The sequence below is a fragment of the Staphylococcus sp. GDY8P72P genome, assembly GCF_016890655.1.
Taxonomy (GTDB): Bacteria; Bacillota; Bacilli; order Staphylococcales; family Staphylococcaceae; genus Staphylococcus; species Staphylococcus arlettae.
The window spans coordinates 1-19,601 of sequence record NZ_JAFEQJ010000041.1 but is presented as its reverse complement, the minus strand read 5'-3'; the positions used below and the strand labels follow the sequence as shown (position 1 = coordinate 19,601).

Annotated in this window: 16 protein-coding genes, 8 tRNA genes and 1 rRNA gene; all 25 read left to right on the top strand. The window is 35.6% G+C overall.

All coding sequences use genetic code 11. The annotated features are described in order from the left end of the window. Nucleotides 1-56 precede the first annotated feature (56 nt). The 25 genes from pth (at nt 57) to JVU85_RS13425 (ending at nt 19,504) form a co-directional block, all read left to right on the top strand. Nucleotides 57-629: an aminoacyl-tRNA hydrolase gene (gene pth / locus JVU85_RS13545; protein WP_204172828.1), complete on the top strand. Its 573-nt coding sequence runs from the start codon at nt 57-59 to the stop codon at nt 627-629. Then, nucleotides 626-4,138, top strand: a complete 3,513-nt coding sequence (gene mfd / locus JVU85_RS13540) for a transcription-repair coupling factor (protein ID WP_204172824.1) — start codon at nt 626-628, stop codon at nt 4,136-4,138. Before pth ends, mfd begins: the two co-directional genes overlap by 4 nt. Further along, nucleotides 4,128-5,654, top strand: a complete 1,527-nt coding sequence (locus JVU85_RS13535) for a polysaccharide biosynthesis protein (RefSeq protein ID WP_135024649.1) — start codon at nt 4,128-4,130, stop codon at nt 5,652-5,654. Before mfd ends, JVU85_RS13535 begins: the two co-directional genes overlap by 11 nt. Then, nucleotides 5,654-6,853 (top strand): MazG nucleotide pyrophosphohydrolase domain-containing protein, encoded by a 1,200-nt coding sequence (locus tag JVU85_RS13530; RefSeq protein ID WP_135024650.1) that lies wholly within the window; start codon nt 5,654-5,656, stop codon nt 6,851-6,853. The genes JVU85_RS13535 and JVU85_RS13530 overlap by 1 nt, the downstream gene beginning before the upstream one ends. Further along, the gene (locus tag JVU85_RS13525; protein ID WP_204172813.1) at nt 6,840-7,103 is read left to right on the top strand and encodes an RNA-binding S4 domain-containing protein; all 264 of its coding nucleotides are present in this window, start codon (nt 6,840-6,842) and stop codon (nt 7,101-7,103) included. The genes JVU85_RS13530 and JVU85_RS13525 overlap by 14 nt, the downstream gene beginning before the upstream one ends. Before the next feature lie 17 nt (nt 7,104-7,120). Next, a complete protein-coding gene (locus JVU85_RS13520) occupies nt 7,121-7,519 on the top strand; it encodes an FtsB family cell division protein (protein ID WP_002509809.1) in 399 nt (132 codons plus the stop codon). A 97-nt stretch (nt 7,520-7,616) separates the two neighbouring features. Next, entirely contained in the window at nt 7,617-8,018 is a 402-nt protein-coding gene (locus tag JVU85_RS13515) for a S1 domain-containing RNA-binding protein (RefSeq protein ID WP_002509810.1), read from the top strand. Between the two features lie 163 nt (nt 8,019-8,181). Then, nucleotides 8,182-9,477: a tRNA lysidine(34) synthetase TilS gene (tilS, locus tag JVU85_RS13510; RefSeq protein ID WP_204172807.1), complete on the top strand. Its 1,296-nt coding sequence runs from the start codon at nt 8,182-8,184 to the stop codon at nt 9,475-9,477. Continuing rightward, nucleotides 9,470-10,009, top strand: coding sequence for a hypoxanthine phosphoribosyltransferase (gene hpt / locus JVU85_RS13505; RefSeq protein ID WP_002509812.1), 540 nt, complete (start codon nt 9,470-9,472; stop codon nt 10,007-10,009). Before tilS ends, hpt begins: the two co-directional genes overlap by 8 nt. 256 nt (nt 10,010-10,265) lie before the next feature. Continuing rightward, nucleotides 10,266-12,359 (top strand): ATP-dependent zinc metalloprotease FtsH, encoded by a 2,094-nt coding sequence (gene ftsH / locus JVU85_RS13500; protein WP_107374094.1) that lies wholly within the window; start codon nt 10,266-10,268, stop codon nt 12,357-12,359. Between the two features lie 207 nt (nt 12,360-12,566). Continuing rightward, entirely contained in the window at nt 12,567-13,436 is an 870-nt protein-coding gene (gene hslO, locus JVU85_RS13495) for an Hsp33 family molecular chaperone HslO (protein WP_204172797.1), read from the top strand. 173 nt (nt 13,437-13,609) lie between these two features. Further along, a complete protein-coding gene (gene cysK, locus JVU85_RS13490; RefSeq protein ID WP_002509815.1) occupies nt 13,610-14,542 on the top strand; it encodes a cysteine synthase A in 933 nt (310 codons plus the stop codon). Between the two features lie 198 nt (nt 14,543-14,740). Next, complete coding sequence (gene folP / locus JVU85_RS13485; protein ID WP_204172795.1) at nt 14,741-15,547, top strand: dihydropteroate synthase; 807 nt, start codon at nt 14,741-14,743, stop codon at nt 15,545-15,547. Next, nucleotides 15,525-15,890 (top strand): dihydroneopterin aldolase, encoded by a 366-nt coding sequence (gene folB, locus JVU85_RS13480; protein WP_002509817.1) that lies wholly within the window; start codon nt 15,525-15,527, stop codon nt 15,888-15,890. The genes folP and folB overlap by 23 nt, the downstream gene beginning before the upstream one ends. Next, a complete protein-coding gene (gene folK, locus JVU85_RS13475; RefSeq protein WP_002509818.1) occupies nt 15,890-16,369 on the top strand; it encodes a 2-amino-4-hydroxy-6-hydroxymethyldihydropteridine diphosphokinase in 480 nt (159 codons plus the stop codon). The genes folB and folK overlap by 1 nt, the downstream gene beginning before the upstream one ends. Before the next feature lie 352 nt (nt 16,370-16,721). Next, the gene (lysS, locus tag JVU85_RS13470; RefSeq protein WP_002509819.1) at nt 16,722-18,209 is read left to right on the top strand and encodes a lysine--tRNA ligase; all 1,488 of its coding nucleotides are present in this window, start codon (nt 16,722-16,724) and stop codon (nt 18,207-18,209) included. 457 nt (nt 18,210-18,666) lie between these two features. Next, nucleotides 18,667-18,781 (top strand): 5S ribosomal RNA (gene rrf / locus JVU85_RS13465). 12 nt (nt 18,782-18,793) lie between these two features. Next, a tRNA-Val gene (locus JVU85_RS13460) sits at nt 18,794-18,869 on the top strand. A 6-nt stretch (nt 18,870-18,875) separates the two neighbouring features. Then, nucleotides 18,876-18,951: transfer RNA gene (locus tag JVU85_RS13455), tRNA-Thr, on the top strand. 6 nt (nt 18,952-18,957) lie between these two features. Next, nucleotides 18,958-19,030, top strand: a tRNA-Lys gene (locus tag JVU85_RS13450). Nucleotides 19,031-19,054: 24 nt separating this feature from the next. Then, nucleotides 19,055-19,129: transfer RNA gene (locus JVU85_RS13445), tRNA-Gly, on the top strand. A gap of 13 nt (nt 19,130-19,142) precedes the next feature. Continuing rightward, nucleotides 19,143-19,231 (top strand) — tRNA-Leu (locus tag JVU85_RS13440). 12 nt (nt 19,232-19,243) lie between these two features. Further along, a tRNA-Arg gene (locus JVU85_RS13435) sits at nt 19,244-19,320 on the top strand. A gap of 21 nt (nt 19,321-19,341) precedes the next feature. Next, nucleotides 19,342-19,415, top strand: a tRNA-Pro gene (locus tag JVU85_RS13430). Nucleotides 19,416-19,428: 13 nt separating this feature from the next. Then, nucleotides 19,429-19,504: transfer RNA gene (locus tag JVU85_RS13425), tRNA-Ala, on the top strand. Nucleotides 19,505-19,601: the final 97 nt, after the last annotated feature.

Here is a 19,601-nt window from a genome sequence, read left to right as displayed (position 1 = left end):
GAAATTACAGAGTATGTACACATAAATAAAGAATGACAGTAAATGGAGGAAATACAATGAAATGTATTGTTGGCCTTGGCAACATAGGGAAACGCTTTGAATCTACACGGCACAATATTGGATTTGAAGTAATTGATTATATGTTAGCACAACATAACTTCACATTAGACAAACAAAAGTTTAAAGGTGCATATACGATCGAACGTATTGGTCAAGAGAAAGTGATGTTTATAGAACCTTTAACGATGATGAATTTATCGGGGGAAGCAGTGGCACCATTGATGGATTACTATAATATAGCAGTAGAAGACTTAATTGTTTTATATGATGATTTAGACTTACCACAAGGTGAGATTCGCTTGCGACAAAAAGGAAGTGCGGGTGGTCATAACGGTATGAAATCTATTATTCACATGTTAGGCACAGATCAGTTTAAACGTATTCGAATTGGAGTTGATCGACCAAGTAACGGAATGGCTATAGTTGATTATGTGTTGCAAAAATTTTCCAAAACGGAAAGGGTAATTATGGATAAAGTAATAGACCATTCAGCACGAGCAGTAGAAGCGTTTATTGAGACATCTCGCTTTGATAATGTGATGAATGAATATAATGGTGAAATAAAGTGAAATCAATAATTACAGACTATATTAACAATGACAAACGTTACCAAGAATTAAACGAAGTATTTGGTGAAGATAATATCTTAGTGACAGGATTATCAGCGTCTGCAAAAGCAACAATTATTGCAGAAAAGTTTTTGCAAAGTAGTAAACAGCTCTTAATTGTGACTAATAATTTATATCAAGCTGATAAACTAGAAACAGATTTATTACAATTTGTGCCTGCTAATGATATTTATAAATATCCAATGCAAAATATTATGACAGAAGAATTTTCAACACAAAGCCCTCAATTTATGAGTGAGCGTGTCCGAACTTTAACGGCACTGGCTCAAAATCAGAGAGGCTTATTTATCGTTCCATTAAATGGCTTGAAAAAATGGTTGACACCTGTAGATATGTGGAAAGCACATCAGCTTACGTTACAAGTTGGTGATGATATTGATGTCGATGCATTTTTAACAAAGTTAGTTAATATGGGATATCGCCGTGAAAGTGTTGTATCAAACCTTGGAGAATTTTCTTTGCGTGGGGGCATTATAGATGTGTATCCATTAATTGGGGAACCCGTACGTATCGAATTATTTGATACGGAAGTCGACTCAATTAGAGATTTTGATGTTGAAACACAACGTTCTAACGAAAATATAGAGCAAATACACATTACGACTGCTAGCGACTATATTATTACAGATGAAGTATTACAACATACTAAGGAACAGTTGCAAAAAGCATATGAAGAGACGCGACCTAAAATTGATAAAGCAGTCAGAAATGATTTAAAAGAAACATATGAAAGTTTTAAATTATTTGAAGAAACTCATTTTGATCATCAAGTGTTACGACGTTTAGTCGCATTCATGTATGAACAACCAGCAACACTTGTTGACTATTTCCAAGATGACGCAATCATTGCTGTAGATGAATATAATAGAATAAAAGAAACAGAACAAACTTTAACTACTGAAACGGATGAGTTTAGCCAAAACTTAATCGAAAGTGGTAAAGGCTTTATCGGACAAACTTTTATAAGTTACGATAATTTTGAATCACATTTAAATGCGTTCAATGTCGCTTACTTCACCTTATTTACTGCGACTATGCCTGTAAAACTCAATCATATTATTAAATTTTCTTGTAAACCGGTGCAACAGTACTACGGTCAATATGATATTATGCGCTCAGAATTTCAACGTTTCATTCAAAATGATTATACTATTGTCATTTTAGCTGAAACTGAAGTAAAAAAAGAAAGAATTCAGTCTATGTTAAGTGAAATGCATATACCTACGTTTATAGATGGACATAGTAATGACATTGAAGGTGGCTGCGCAGTAATTACTGAAGGTAGCCTATCAGAAGGTTTTGAATTACCTTATATGCAATTGGTTGTAGTAACTGAACGTGAATTGTTTAAGTCTAAACAAAAGAAAAAGCGCAAGCAACAGAAAACTTTATCAAATGCAGAAAAAATTAAATCATATCAAGATCTAAAAGTGAGCGACTACGTGGTACATGTGCATCACGGAGTAGGACGCTATTTAGGTGTGGAGACACTGGAAGTCGGAGGCGTACACAAAGATTATATCAAGCTACAGTACAAAGGGACTGACCAATTGTTTGTACCTGTTGATCAAATGGATCAAGTGCAAAAATATGTTGCCTCTGAAGATAAATCACCTAAATTAAATAAATTAGGTGGAACTGAGTGGAAAAAGACAAAAGCGAAAGTACAACAAAGTGTAGAAGATATTGCGGATGAGTTAATTACTTTATATAAAGAACGTGAAATGTCGGTTGGTTATCAATATGGACCAGATACTGCAGAGCAAAATGACTTTGAATTAGATTTCCCATACGAGTTAACACCGGACCAAGCGAAGTCTATCTCGGAAATTAAACAAGATATGGAACAACAACGACCTATGGATAGATTGCTATGTGGTGATGTGGGTTACGGTAAAACAGAAGTAGCTGTTCGAGCTGCGTTTAAAGCAATATACGAAGGCAAACAAGTAGCCTTTCTAGTGCCGACAACCATCTTAGCACAACAGCATTACGAAACATTGATTGAACGGATGCAAGATTTCCCTATAGATATCGAACTCATCAGCCGTTTTAGAACGACGAAAGAAATCAAGGAAACTAAAGAAGGCTTGAAATCAGGTAAAGTAGATATTGTAGTTGGAACGCATAAGTTATTAGGTAAAAATATCAGTTATAAAGATTTAGGTTTACTAATCGTGGATGAAGAACAACGTTTTGGTGTACGCCATAAAGAGCGTATAAAATCTTTAAAAACAAATGTTGATGTTCTGACACTTACTGCAACTCCTATCCCACGAACACTACATATGAGTATGTTAGGTGTACGTGATTTATCTGTTATTGAAACACCACCGGAAAATAGATTTCCTGTGCAAACGTATGTGTTAGAACAAAATACGAACTTTATCAAAGAAGCATTGGAACGTGAAATATCACGTGAGGGCCAAGTGTTCTATTTGTATAACAAAGTTCAGTCTATCTATGAAAAGCGTGAACAGTTGCAAATGTTGTTGCCAGATGCGAATATTGGCGTGGCACATGGTCAAATGACTGAGCGTGATTTGGAAGAAACTATGTTAGGTTTTATTAACCATGAATATGATGTGTTAGTGACAACAACGATTATTGAAACAGGCGTTGATGTACCGAATGCTAATACTTTAATTATAGAAGAGGCTGATCGTTTTGGTTTAAGTCAGCTTTATCAATTACGTGGTAGAGTAGGCCGTTCTAGTCGTATAGGCTATGCATATTTCTTACATCCAACGAATAAAGTTTTAACGGAAACCGCAGAAGAAAGATTACAAGCTATCAAAGAATTTACAGAGCTTGGTTCTGGATTTAAAATTGCGATGCGTGATTTAAATATTCGTGGTGCTGGTAATTTACTAGGTAAGCAACAGCATGGGTTCATTGATTCTGTAGGCTTTGACTTATATTCACAAATGTTAGAAGAGGCAGTTAATGAAAAACGTGGTATCCAACCTGAAACCGAAGAAGCGCCAGAAGTAGAAATAGAACTGAATATAGATGCTTATTTACCGGCAGAGTATATTCAAAATGAACAAGCAAAAATTGAAATTTATAAAAAACTACGGAAGATTGAAAGCGAAGCGCAGTTAATAGATGTTAAAGATGAATTGTTGGATCGTTTCAATGAATATCCGATTGAAGTCGAACGCTTATTAGATATGATGGAAATTAAAGTACATGCGTTACACGTAGGTGTGACTTCAATTAAAGATAAAGGAAAACACATAGAAATTTATCTGTCGGAAAAAGCGACACAAGATATCAATGGCGAAACATTATTTAAACAAACGCAACCATTAGGTCGTGCAATGAAAGTCGGCGTACAAGATGGTAAAATGAAAGTAACATTAACTAAAGCGAAGCAATGGTTTGAAAACTTGAAATTTTTAGCGAAATGTTTAGAAGAAAGTATGGTAATAGAGGATGCGAATTAAAACTAATACAGCGTTTAACGGTGTGGTTATTCTGACAATCGCCTTAATTATGGTGAAAATACTAAGTGCTATTTATCGGGTGCCATACCAAAATGTATTAGGAGATGCTGGATTATATGCCTATCAACAAGTGTATCCGCTTGTGGCATTGGGTGTCATTTTGTCGATGAATGCTATTCCTAGTGCAGTGACACAAACGTTGGGGAATGATAGACAGCATGGTGTCTACACTAAGGTATATCTACGATTACAATGGTGTAGCGTGGCTTTGTTTTTAATCGTTTGCCTAGGCGCACAGTGGATAGCACAGCTAATGGGTGACAGCAATTTGGCGCCGATGTTACGTACAGCTAGTATTAGTTTCTTATTTATAGCAATATTAGGTGTATTACGAGGATATTATCAAAGCCAACAACAAATGAATATTCCAGCAATATCACAAGTGCTAGAACAAGTAATACGTGTCGCAATTATTATGGTGGCTATTGTGCTGTACAGTAATTACAATTGGTCAATTTATGCATCGGGTGCGTTAGCTATTGCAGGCTCTGCTTTAGGATTTTTAGTCTCTAGTCTCTTTTTATTGCAACAGAAACCATTTAAATTTCAACAAACAACACAAACCATAGCATGGCGACAGTTATCATTAGCGATTATTGTATTTGCGGTCAGTCATTTGATTGTCATTTTATGGCAGATTATCGATAGTTTTACTATGATTCATGCTTTACAACTACAAGGTTTAAGTTTTAATAATGCCATCACGCTTAAAGGTATATTTGATCGTGGTGCATCATTTATTCAGATGGGCCTAATTGTGACTACAACGTTTTGTTTCGTACTTATACCGTTATTAACTGATGCTAAAAAACAAGGACAGTCAATATTGATGAATCGTTATGCCAATGTGTCTCTTAAAATTACAATGGTAATTAGTACAGCGGCAGGCATTGGATTAATCAACTTATTGCCAGTTATGAATCGTGTATTTTTTGAAAATGATAGCCAAACAGCAACGCTGATCGTTTATATGTTGACGGTTATTTGTGTCTCTTTAATTATGATGGAAATGTCATTATTACAAGTTGTAAATAATGAAAAAATAGTATTTATCGGCTGTGCGGTGGGCATGATTACGAAGGGGATATTAAATATTATCCTCATACCTCAAATAGGTTTACTAGGAGGGAGTTGTGCCACTGTGCTATCTCTCGTCGTGACAGTACTCATTTTACAAAGACAGGTATTGAAACATTACCACATTCGCAACTTAAAAATATTTAGCGTCAAATTAACGATTGCGATGGTAGTGATGTCATGCGTTGTCCAACTTTGTTTATGGTTGATACCTTCTACAGGACGACTTAGTGGATTAATCGAGTTACTAATTGCTGCTGTGGTCGGTGTAGTAACCTTGATTAGTGCTATAATATGGATGAAAATACTTAAATATCGAGAATTAAAACATTTGCCGTTTGGAGACAAAATTTATCACATTAAGAGAGGGCGACACTGATGAGTCATAAAATCACAATCGTAGGCTTAGGAAATTATGGTATTGATGAGCTACCGTTAGGTGTTTATCGTTTTTTACAACAACAACAGCAAGTATATACTCGTACTTTAGATCATCCAGTCATTACAGAATTACAAGCAGAACTTCAGTTTGAAAGTTTTGATAATATATATGAAACTTACGAGTCATTTGAAGCCGTGTATGATCATATTGTCAATCATTTAATAGAAGCGGCTAAACATACTGATATCGTCTACACAGTTCCTGGACATCCTCGGGTGGCAGAAACGACAACGACTAAATTGTTTGAACTGACAAAAGATAGCACAGACATTGAAGTAGAGGTTCTAGGGGGTAAAAGTTTTATTGACGATGTATTTAATGCGGTAAATGTGGACCCTAATGATGGCTTCACTTTATTAGATGCTACAGCGATTCATACAGCACAGCTAAATATAAGAACACATACTTTAATTACACAAGTCTATAGCGCCCTAATTGCTGGTGAACTCAAAGTGACATTAATGGAACGCTATCCTGATGAACAAATGGTCTATATTGTTGATGGTGCACAAGGTAGCCAAGCACGTGTTATCGAAACACCTTTATTCGAATTAGACCACTATAGCGATATTTATAGTAATGTGACGAGCGTTTTTATTCCTATAGTTGAAAACGAGCAAGCATTTTATAATGATTTTGCTTTCGCGACACAAGTTATCGATCGTTTAGTTGATGATGAAGTAGGTTGTCCGTGGGATAACAAACAAACACATACATCACTAAAACGTTATTTAATCGAAGAATCTTTTGAGTTGTTCGAAGCGATAGATAATGAAGATGATTGGCATATTGTAGAAGAATTGGGCGATATTTTACTACAAGTATTCTTGCATTCAAGTATTGGTAAAAAAGCAGGCTACTTCGATATAGATGAAGTACTATCTAGTGTGACTGCTAAAATGATACGTCGACATCCTCATGTGTTCGGAGATGAGCAAGCAGAAAATATTGAAGAGTTAAAAGAAATTTGGTCTACAGCTAAAGCTAAAGAAGGTAAAGAAACTCGTGTGAAGTTTGAAAAAGTATTTGCAGACCATTTCTTAAAATTATATGATGAAACCAAAGCATTGACGCTCGATGAACCGCAATTAAAACAATATTTAGAACAAGGAGGAACCGACAATGAGATTAGATAAATATCTCAAAGTGTCACGTTTAGTAAAACGTCGTACATTAGCTAAAGAAATTAGCGATCAAGGCCGTATTACCGTGAATGGTAGCGTAGCTAAGGCAGGTACTGATGTTAAAGTTGATGATGAACTCGTGATTCGTTTTGGTCAAAAAATCATTACGATTAAAGTCACAGGTCTAAGTGAACATGCGACAAAAGAAAATGCGAAAGACATGTTCGAATTGCTTAAAGAAGAACGTGTGAATGATAATTAATTAGGAGGTGACAAGCGATGGGAAAAAAAGTAGAAAATATAGGCAATACCTATACTTCTGACAAAAACCAACAGAAAAAAAAGCAACAAATGCGCCGTCGCGTAGTACGCAAACGTATCACCTTATTTGGTGGTATTTTATTAGCTATTATTTTAATTCTCGTTGTTATGCTTGTCACTCAAACAAAAAGTAACGAGGAAGCTTCAATAGAACGACAAGATAAACAAGAAAGATACCAAAAGCAGCAAGATGAAGAGCTCGCACTTAAAGAAGAATTAAATAATTTAAATGATAAAAGTTATATTGAAAAAGTAGCACGTGATGATTATTATTTAAGTAACGATGGTGAAGTTATTTTTAAATTACCTGGTGATAAATCTAAACAAGAAGATAAAGCATCTAAACAAGATAAATAAAAAAATATTTATTTAATTTAAATACCATTGTTAAATTATAGAAACAATCATATAATAAGGTTAAAATCGAATCTAATCGGGAGGATTTATTTACAATATGTCAATCGAAGTAGGAAACAAGCTTAAAGGTAAAGTCACTGGTATTAAAAAGTTTGGCGCATTTGTCGAGCTTCCTGAAGGTAAAAGTGGCTTAGTTCACATAAGTGAAGTTGCAGATAATTATGTTGAGAATGTTGAAGATCATTTATCTGTTGGGGATGAAGTTGAAGTAAAGGTACTTACAATTGCTGACGACGGCAAAATTAGTCTCTCTATTAAAAAAGCAAAAGATCGTCCACGTAGACCACAACAAAGTAAACCAAGTCAAAAACAGGTACAATCTAAACCAGAAGATTTTGAAAAGAAATTAAATAATTTCTTAAAAGATAGTGAAGATAAATTAACATCCATAAAACGTCAAACAGAATCTAGACGCGGTGGCAGAGGTTCAAGACGTTAATATAAAGGTTGATTGTTGTTCTGACTAAAGTGTACGTTGCTGTATCTGGCAATAACAACCACAGACTGTTTTCTGTTAGATAGAAAACAGTCTGTTTTTATTGTAGGTTCAAATTTACACTTGAATTGCACAAGTAATATATCATAGTTTTGGAGGTGTTGAGTTGGAACTTAATACAGAGAGTTGGTCAACAGCAGATCATATTGTGTTAGCTGTCTCAACAGGTATAGATAGTATGGTATTGTTGCATGCACTAACAACAACATTTGCAGATAGTTACAAACAGTTAACATGCCTCCATGTCAATCATGATATAAGGGAAGCATCTACGGATGAAATGCATTTTATTCAACGCTATTGTGAGCAGCATCATATCAACTTATTTACTACGACACTTGATTTATCAACGTTGATGGCACAAGGAAAAAGCATTGAACATGAAGCACGTACGCTAAGATATAGTTGGTTTGATGCGCAGATGCATCAACTTGGCGCGGATGTCTTATTGACAGCACACCATCAAGACGACCAAATAGAAACAATTTTTTATCGCTTGATGACAGGAAAATCCACAAGAAGCAGCTTAGGTATGGCATCAGTTAGTTATCGCAATGGCTATAAAATAGCACGCCCCTTACTTGAAGTAACTAAAGCGGATATTAAAGCTGTACAAAAGAAATATGAGATACCATTTTTTGAAGACGTTACAAATCATGATAATAAATATGTACGTAATGATATTCGCAATCGTATATTACCTACCATCGAAGAAAATACCCACTTATCAACGCAACACCTATTAAAATTAAAAACTTGGCACGATGAACAACGAGAATTATTACATAAGCAGGCACGTTCATTTGTGGCTGAACATGGTAATTACAGCACCACGAAATTAACACTTGCACGAGAACCATTTAATAACTTACAGTATTCATTGAAAGTCTCTGTACTTGATAACGTATTGAATGACATGGATGCACTTTTTGGTTTTGCCGAAAAAACATATATTGAATGGTTTCGACAACTTGCGAGTAGTGTAGCGCAAGCAACATTATTTTCTACGGATAAATGGATAATTCACATTGCATATGATAAATTTATAATAATGGCAAAAGATAATCAGATCTTGAGGACAATGCAAATTTCACAGGAAGGTCACTATCGTTTTGGTCATTATCAAATTCATATTCATGAGACTTTACCAACCGAAGCCTATCCACTAACCATCCGGACTCGGAAACCAGGTGATCGTTATCAATTAAGTGGTAAACAAGGGCATAAAAAGGTGAATAGACTTTTTATTGATCGTAAAGTAGTGGACGCGGAGAGGGATCAGACTCCAATAGTAATAAACGCACAAAATGAGATTATTGCAGTTGGCACTTTGTATAAAGCAGAATACATTCAAAATTCAATTTTGATAAAATTTATGGGAGATGAAAGAGACAATGCATGAGGATTTAAAAGAAGTATTACTCAGTGAAGACGATATTCAAGAGATTTGCCGTGATTTAGGAGCTAAATTAACAGCAGATTATCAAGGGAAACCATTAGTTTGTATCGGTATTTTAAAAGGATCAGTTATGTTCATGGCTGATTTAATTAAGCGTATTGATACACACTTAGCTATCGATTTCATGGATGTATCTAGTTACCATGGGGGCACTGAATCTACTGGGGAAGTAAAAATTTTAAAAGATTTAAGCTCATCAATAGAAGGTAAAGATGTCGTTATTTTAGAAGATATTTTAGAAACAGGAACAACATTAAAGTCAATTACAGAACTATTGGAATCACGTCGCGTCAACTCATTAGAAATTGTTACGTTATTAGATAAGCCTAACCGTCGTAAAGCCAACATCGAAGCTAAATACGTTGGTAAGAAGATTCCAGATGAATTTGTTGTAGGATATGGCCTAGATTATGGTGAACATTATCGTAATTTACCTTACATTGGAACACTAAAACCAGAAGTTTATTCAAAATAAGGCAATAACGTTTCATCATAAATCATGTTGTTATATACTATAAATTCCACCCGATTTATTTAAGTAATTAAAAGTTGGTGTTTTATTTTTTACATAGTATAAAATAAATGAACTATTTAACAATGAATTTAGAATAAATAACAAGGAAAACAACGGGATTGAAAGCGCAACGCAAAAGGTGAAATACTAGCCTACCATTTAAGTGTTGTGTTACAATTTTTGTTAGTTTTATTATTGAAGTAGGAGGAAACAACGCATGCAGAAAGCCTTTCGCAATGTGCTAGTTATCGCAATTATTGGCGTTATAATTTTTGGCTTATTTTCATGGTTAAATGGAAATGGCAATATGCCAAAACAGCTTACTTATAACCAATTTGTTGAAAAATTAGATAAAGGTGACTTAAAATCACTTGAAATTCAACCTGAACAAAGTGTTTATATGGTAAGTGGTAAAACTAAAAATGATGAAGATTATTCTTCAACTATTTTATATAACAACGACAAAGAATTACAAAAAATAACTGATACAGCACAAAAACAAGATAACTTGAAATTTACAGTTAAAGAAGAAGAAAAACAAAGTGTATTTGTCAGCATATTAACAACACTGATTCCAGTATTAATTATTGCATTACTGTTTATATTCTTCTTAAGCCAAGCCCAAGGTGGCGGTGGCGGCGGTCGTATGATGAACTTTGGTAAATCTAAAGCTAAAATGTACGATAGCCAGAAAAAACGTGTTCGCTTCTCTGACGTAGCTGGTGCAGATGAAGAAAAACAAGAATTAGTGGAAATTGTGGACTTCTTAAAAGACAATAAGCAATTCAAACAAATGGGTTCACGTATACCTAAAGGTGTTCTTTTAGTTGGTCCTCCAGGTACTGGTAAAACATTACTTGCACGTGCAGTTGCAGGTGAAGCAGGTACGCCATTCTTCTCTATCAGTGGTTCTGACTTCGTAGAAATGTTTGTCGGTGTCGGTGCGAGCCGTGTACGTGACTTATTCGAAAATGCTAAGAAAAATGCACCATGTATTATTTTCATTGATGAAATTGATGCTGTAGGTCGTCAACGTGGTGCTGGTGTTGGTGGCGGTCATGACGAACGTGAACAAACACTAAACCAATTACTTGTTGAAATGGATGGCTTTGGTGAAAACGAAGGTATCATTATGATAGCTGCGACAAACAGACCAGACATTCTAGACCCTGCATTATTACGACCAGGTCGTTTTGACCGACAAATTCAAGTGGGTCGTCCAGATGTTAAAGGTCGTGAAGCAATCTTACATGTACATGCGAAAAATAAACCACTTGATGAAACAGTTGACTTAAAAGCAATATCACAAAGAACACCAGGCTTCTCAGGTGCCGATTTGGAAAACTTACTAAATGAAGCATCATTAGTTGCTGTGCGTGAAGGTAAGAAGAAAATCGATATGCGTGACATTGAAGAAGCAACAGACCGTGTAATTGCCGGTCCTGCTAAAAAATCACGTGTTATTTCAGAAAAAGAACGCAATATTGTCGCACATCACGAAGCGGGTCATACGATTATAGGTATGGTACTAGACGAAGCTGAAGTTGTGCATAAGGTGACAATTGTACCACGTGGCCAAGCAGGTGGTTATGCAATGATGTTACCTAAACAAGATCGTTTCTTAATGACTGAACCTGAATTACTCGATAAAATTTGTGGTCTACTCGGTGGACGTGTTTCAGAAGATATTAACTTTGGTGAAGTATCAACAGGTGCTTCAAACGACTTTGAACGTGCAACACATATTGCTCGTCAGATGGTTACAGAGTATGGTATGAGTGAAAAATTAGGTCCACTTCAATTTTCAAGTGGTAGCGGTGGTCAAGTATTCTTAGGCAAAGATATGCAAGGTGATCCAGAATACTCCGGTCAAATCGCTTATGAAATTGATAAAGAGGTACAACGTATTGTTAAAGAGCAATATGCACGAGCTAAAGACATTTTATTAGAACATAAAAAACAATTAGTTTTAATTGCTGAAACATTATTAACAGAAGAAACATTAGTTGCTGAACAAATCAAATCATTATTTAACGATGGCGTACTACCAGAAGTTAATTACGACGATGCTAAAGTTGTCGACAAAACTGATTCTGAATTTGAAGAAGGCAAGTATGGTAAATCTTACGATGAAATTCGCAAAGAACAAGATTTAGATACAGATGACAGCGAAGATACACAAGAAAATCACTCAACGGATGATGACACTGACGATAATACTTCACAAGAAGATACTGGCCATGAACAAGCGCCAAATATCGATAAGCCAAGCAATCCAAGTGATCCAAATGATCCTAGCACCAGAAATTAATCACTGTAAAATACAAACTCTTTCCGCTATATTGAAATAGTGGAAAGAGTTTTTTACTAGAAGCTACATTGTGCCAAACAAATATTTAGCAATTTCTACTCATACCCATTAGAATATATGGAATGAAAAGTTATTTCGCGAAATCATGTTGATGATTTAGCAATTATGGATATGATATAACTATAAACACAAAAGGAGAATAGAGTGATGACGAAGGATTATATTATTAAAGCACTTGCTTTCGACGGTCAAATTAGAGCGTATAGTGCATTGACAACAGAAACAGTGCAAGAAGCACAAACAAGACATTATACTTGGCCGACAGCTTCAGCTGCCCTAGGCCGTACAATGACTGCAACATTAATGATGGGGGCAATGTTAAAAGGTGAGCAAAAGCTAACAGTAACTTTAGACGGACAAGGACCAGTAGGTAAAGTAATTGCAGATGCGGATGCCCAAGGTAATGTCAGAGGTTATGTTACTCAACCACAAACACACTTTCCACTAAATAATGTCGGGAAATTAGATGTTAGTAGAGCAGTTGGTACCAATGGTTCATTAACAGTAGTTAAAGATATCGGTATGAAAGATTACTTCTCGGGTTCAAGTCCGATTGTCTCTGGAGAAGTAGGTGACGATTTCACTTATTATTTTGCTAAAAGTGAACAAGTACCATCATCAGTAGGTTTAGGTGTGTTGGTAAATCCAGATAATACAATTAAAGCATCAGGTGGATTTATTATCCAAGTAATGCCAGGAGCACAAGAAGAAACAATTACACAATTGGAAGAAGCAATTAGCAACATGACACCAGTTTCACAATTAATTGATCAAGGCATTTCTGCTGAAGGTTTATTATACGAAATTTTAGGCGAAGAAAATGTCCAAATTTTAGAAGAATTACCGGCACAGTTTGAATGTAATTGTGGTCATGATAAGTTCTTAAACGCTATTAAAGGATTAGGGGAAGCGGAAATCAAAGATATGATTGAAAAAGATCACGGCGCTGAAGCTGAATGTCATTTTTGTCGTAACAAATATCAATTTAGTGAAGCAGAGTTACAAGCATTAATATAAAAAATCGAAAGTTATCGTGTAAATTTATTTTCTATAGTTATAAAAATAAATATTTTCACAGAAATAAACGCTTATAGTTGTATTTACAGAAAAATCTGATAAAATAAAATATATCCGAGAGAAAAAGTAAGTTTTATTTCCAACTTAAACTTTTATTAAAAGGAGCATTTTTTATGACAAACAACAGATTCGAAAATATTGTAGACGTAATAGGTAATACACCCGTAGTTAAATTAAATAGAGTAACAGATGAAAATGCTGCAGATGTATACGTAAAATTAGAATATCAAAACCCAGGTGGCTCTGTTAAAGACCGTATTGCTTTAGCAATGATTGAAAAAGCTGAAAAAGACGGAAAAATTAAACCAGGAGACACTATTGTAGAACCAACAAGTGGTAATACTGGTATTGGTTTAGCGTTTGTTTGTGCTGCTAAAGGTTATAATGCAGTTTTCACTATGCCAGAAACAATGAGTCAGGAACGCCGTAACTTATTAAAAGCATACGGTGCAGAAGTAGTATTGACTCCAGGTGCTGAAGCGATGAAAGGTGCTATTAAAAAAGCTAAAGAACTAAAAGAAGAAAAAGGTTACTTCGAGCCACAACAATTCGAAAACCCTGCTAACCCAGAAGTACATGAATTAACAACAGGTCCAGAGTTAGTTAATCAATTCGAAGGTAAATCAATCGATGCATTCTTAGCTGGTGTTGGTACAGGCGGTACGCTAAGTGGTGTTGGTAAAGTGCTAAAAGAAACTTACCCTGATGTTCAAATTGTCGCAATTGAACCAGAAGATTCACCAGTACTTAGCGGTGGCGAACCAGGACCACATAAATTACAAGGTTTAGGTGCAGGTTTCGTACCAGACACTCTAAATACTGAAGTATATGACGACATTATTAAAGTAGCTAACGAAACAGCTATGGATATGTCACGTCGTGTAGCTAAAGAAGAAGGTATCTTAGGCGGTATTTCATCTGGAGCTGCTATAGTAGCTGCATTAGAAAAAGCTAAAGAATTAGGTAAAGGCAAAACAGTTGTAACAGTATTACCAAGTAATGGTGAGCGTTACCTATCAACACCGTTATATTCATTTGATAATTAATAATATAATATATAACAATTTACATTTACCGAGCGCATTTATTGTGCTCGGTTTCTTTGTGATTATACATAACAACAATAAGCTGAATAAGGTTCAATTATTTAAGCTCTTACTACTGAAAAAAATAGAAAATCGCGTTATTATTAATAATGTATATAATCTGCCAATATAGAATTTATAAGTGAAAAGGAGAGCATCATGGGACAAACTAAGATTATGGGGATACTTAACGTCACACCAGATTCATTTTCTGATGGTGGCAAATACAATACAGTTGAAAATGCAGTTCAACGCGCAACAGAAATGATAGACGAAGGCGTAGATATTATTGATATCGGAGGTATATCTACACGTCCAGGATATTATGAAGAAATTAGCATTGAAGAAGAATTGGAACGTGTAGTGCCAGTAGTTAAAGCTTTAGCACCATATGATGTTCAATTGTCTATCGATACTTATCGTAGTGAAGTTGCTGAGGCTGCTATGAAATTAGGCGCAACAATGATTAATGATCAATGGGCAGGCCTATACGATGAAAAAATGATTGATGTTGTAGCTAAATATGAATGTGAAATTGTACTTATGCATAATGGTGATGGTCATAGAACAGAGCCAGTCATGGATGAAATGCTAGTGTCTCTCTTAAAACAAGCAAATAAAGCAGAGATGGCAGGAATACCAAAACATAAAATTTGGTTAGATCCAGGTATTGGTTTTGCTAAAACACGAGAAGAAGAAAATGAAGTGATGGCACGACTAGATGAATTGGTAGCGACAGAGTATCCGATACTATTAGCAACAAGCAGAAAAAGATTTATCAAAGAAATGATAGGACATGATACAGAACCATTAGAACGTGATGAAGCGACTGCAGCAACGACTGCATATGGTATAATGAAAGGCGTTCAAGGAGTGAGGGTACATAACGTGCAACTAAACTCTAGGGTTAGTCACAGTTTAAATTTTTTAAAGGAGAATGAGTATGCACGACACAATCTTTCTTAATGGACTGAAATTTTATGGGTACCATGGAGCACTAGCTGCAGAAAATGAAATCGGACAAATATTTATTGTCGATATTACATTAAAGGTTGATTTGACAGAAGCGGGACATTCTGATGATGTGGCTGACACAGTACATTATGGTGAAGTATTTGAAGATGTGAAAGCAATTATGGAAGGTACAGCAGTAAATTTGTTAGAGCATCTAGCAGAACGTATTGCAAAACGTATAAATTCACACTATAATCGTGTAATGGAAACGAAAGTCAGAATCACTAAAGAAAACCCACCAATTCCAGGTCACTATGATGGAGTGGGAATCGAAATAGTGAGGGAGAATGACTAATGACATATGCATATTTAGGTTTAGGTAGTAATGTAGGCGACCGATTATCACAATTAGAGCAAGCGATAGAGATTTTAGACCATACAGAAAACATTAACGTGACACAAGTATCCCCGGTTTATGAAACAGAACCAGTAGGTTACGTAGAACAACCACAATTTTTAAATTTATGCATAGAAGTAGAAACATCATTAACACCGAAAATGTTATTACAAAAATGCTTACAAACAGAACATCAATTACATCGTGTAAGAGATATACGCTGGGGTCCGAGAACGTTGGATGTAGATATTTTACTTTATGGTGATGACATTATAGAGGAAGCGGATCTTGTTATACCTCATCCTAGGATGTTTGAACGTGCGTTTGTTTTAATTCCATTAAATGATATAGCGGGTGCGTATAAAGAACCACGTTCACACAAAACTATTGAAGAATTAGTCATCCCAGATGACTCAGTAAAGAAGTATAAAGCGTAAGCTTGCACAAAATGTCTAGATAATACTAGCATTGATGTTGTAATGAATGATAAGTAGAAAACATTAGTACCCGTCGATGAATTGATGAAAATTACATTACGCAGCAACTATTAAAAGTAGAAATTACTTTATTACATTTGCATCGTTTAGTAAAATTAAAAGGTGAAAAGTTGGCGTCATAGTATAATGTAAAAATGCCTGTTGGTATCTAAAGGATCTAGATGATAACAAAAGCACAAAAAAAGCACAAAAAAGCTAAACCAATTAGAAACAGAGCTAGCAATGATTAATGTACTAGAAGCGTGTCAAACAGAACAAAAGTAGAACAAGAAGCATAAAGGAGAGAAAGTAAATGTCAGAAGAATTGAATGACCAAATGCAGGTGCGTCGCCAAAAACTACAAGAGTTATACGATTTAGGAATTGATCCATTCGGAAAACGTTTTGACCGTACTGCGGAAGCAGACCAACTCCATCATGATTGGGATGCCTTTACTAAAGATGAGTTACATGACAAAGAAGAAGAAAGTCAAGTGGTTATTGCAGGACGCATAATGACTAAAAGAGGTAAAGGTAAAGCTGGCTTTGCCCATGTACAAGATTTATCAGGTCAAATTCAAATATACGTACGTAAAGACCAAGTAGGAGAAGATCAATTTGCAATATGGAATTCATCTGATCTAGGTGATATCGTTGGTGTCGACGGTGTAATGTTTAAAACAAATACAGGTGAACTTTCAGTTAAAGCAAAATCATTCACATTACTAACAAAATCATTACGTCCATTGCCAGATAAATTCCACGGCTTACAAGATATCGAACAACGTTATCGTCAACGTTATTTAGATTTAATTACCAACCAAGAAAGTACACAAACATTCATCAACCGCAGTAAAATTTTACAAGAAATGCGTAACTACTTAAATAAACAAGGATTCTTAGAAGTAGAAACACCAATGTTACATCAAATCGCTGGAGGTGCAGCAGCTAGACCATTCGTAACACACCACAATGCTCTAGATGTTACATTATATATGCGTATAGCAATTGAACTACATTTGAAACGTTTAATTGTTGGTGGTTTAGAAAAAGTATATGAAATTGGGCGTGTGTTTAGAAACGAAGGCGTATCAACGCGTCACAACCCTGAATTTACGATGATAGAATTATATGAGGCATACGCAGATTATAAAGATATCATGGACTTGACTGAATCTATGGTAAGAGAAATTGCAAACAATGTATTTGGAAGTGCGAAAGTACAATATGGTGAAGACACAATAGATTTAGAGTCCCCATGGAAACGTGTGCACATGGTAGATGCAGTGAAAGAGACTACTGGTGTCAATTTCTATGAAGTAGAAACAGATGAAGAAGCTAAAAACCTAGCAAAAGAACATGGCATTGAAATTACAGATAATATGAAATATGGACATATTTTAAATGAATTTTTCGAACAAAAAGTCGAAGAAACATTGATGCAACCAACATTCGTATATGGTCATCCTATTGAAATTTCTCCATTGGCGAAAAAGAATCCAGAAGATCCACGTTATACAGATCGTTTTGAATTATTTATCGTTGGTAGAGAACACGCAAATGCCTTTACAGAACTAAATGATCCAATCGATCAACGTGAACGCTTTGAAGCACAATTAGTCGAAAAAGAAGAAGGTAATGATGAAGCGCATGAAATGGATGAAGACTTTATCGAAGCATTAGAATATGGTATGCCGCCAACAGGTGGTTTAGGTATTGGTATTGATAGATTGGTTATGTTGTTAACTAATTCAGCGTCTATCAGAGACGTATTACTGTTCCCAACAATGAAACAAAAATAAAATAGTCGCTTAACAAAGCCATCATCTATGTGTGTTATAAATAGATGATGGCTTTTTGTTTGCATTCATTTTACAAATATAGTATTAATATTTTAAATAGAAAATGAAGTAATAAGAAACTTTAAAAGAATATTGTATGAATAAAATATAAAATTAATCTTAAAAAACAGTAGAAATGAATAGATTTCTGTGATAGACTTAATCAAGTCGAGTTGAGGAAACACTACTCAACACAGTAATTGTGAGTCTTAACTATTAAGAACAACAATTAATAAAAAAAGTGAAAAAGTGATTGACACTTTGTAGAAAATGAAGTAATATATTAAAAGTCGTCAAAAACAACTTGCTTCGAAAAATGATTTTGTAAATGAAATGTTAAAAACATTTTAATGAAGTGTAAAATTGACTATTGCAAGTGATTGCAAAACAATGTATTATTTGAAAGGTAAGTTAATTGTCTGGTGGCAATGGCAAAGAGGTCACACCTGTTCCCATGCCGAACACAGAAGTTAAGCTCTTTAGCGCCGATGGTAGTTGGATTTACATCCCGCTAGAGTAGGACGTTGCCAGGCGAATACATACACGGAGAATTAGCTCAGTTGGGAGAGCATCTGCCTTACAAGCAGAGGGTCGGCGGTTCGAACCCGTCATTCTCCACCATTTTTAGCCGGCCTAGCTCAACTGGTAGAGCAACTGACTTGTAATCAGTAGGTTGGGGGTTCAAGTCCTCTGGCCGGCACCATCTCATGAGCCATTAGCTCAGTTGGTAGAGCATCTGACTTTTAATCAGAGGGTCAGAGGTTCGAATCCTCTATGGCTCATCAAGATTTTAATTTAATATATTTGCAGAAGTAGTTCAGCGGTAGAATACAACCTTGCCAAGGTTGGGGTCGCGGGTTCGAATCCCGTCTTCTGCTCCATTTATTTGATAGTGCCGGGGTGGCGGAACTGGCAGACGCACAGGACTTAAAATCCTGCGATAAGTGATTATCGTACCGGTTCGATTCCGGTCCTCGGCACCATCTTTTAATTTAGCGCCCGTAGCTCAACTGGATAGAGCGTTTGACTACGGATCAAGAGGTTATGGGTTCGACTCCTATCGGGCGCGCCATTATTATTTTACAACTATATACGGGAAGTAGCTCAGCTTGGTAGAGCACTTGGTTTGGGACCAAGGGGTCGCAGGTTCGAATCCTGTCTTCCCGACTCTTTTAAAAATGGGGGCTTAGCTCAGATGGGAGAGCGCCTGCTTTGCACGCAGGAGGTCAGCGGTTCGATCCCGCTAGTCTCCACCATTATTTAATAAAGATATGAACATTGAAAACTGAATCGCAATATGTCAACGTTAATTCCAAACGCAACGACAAGATCGTTGGTTTAAACGTGTTAGAG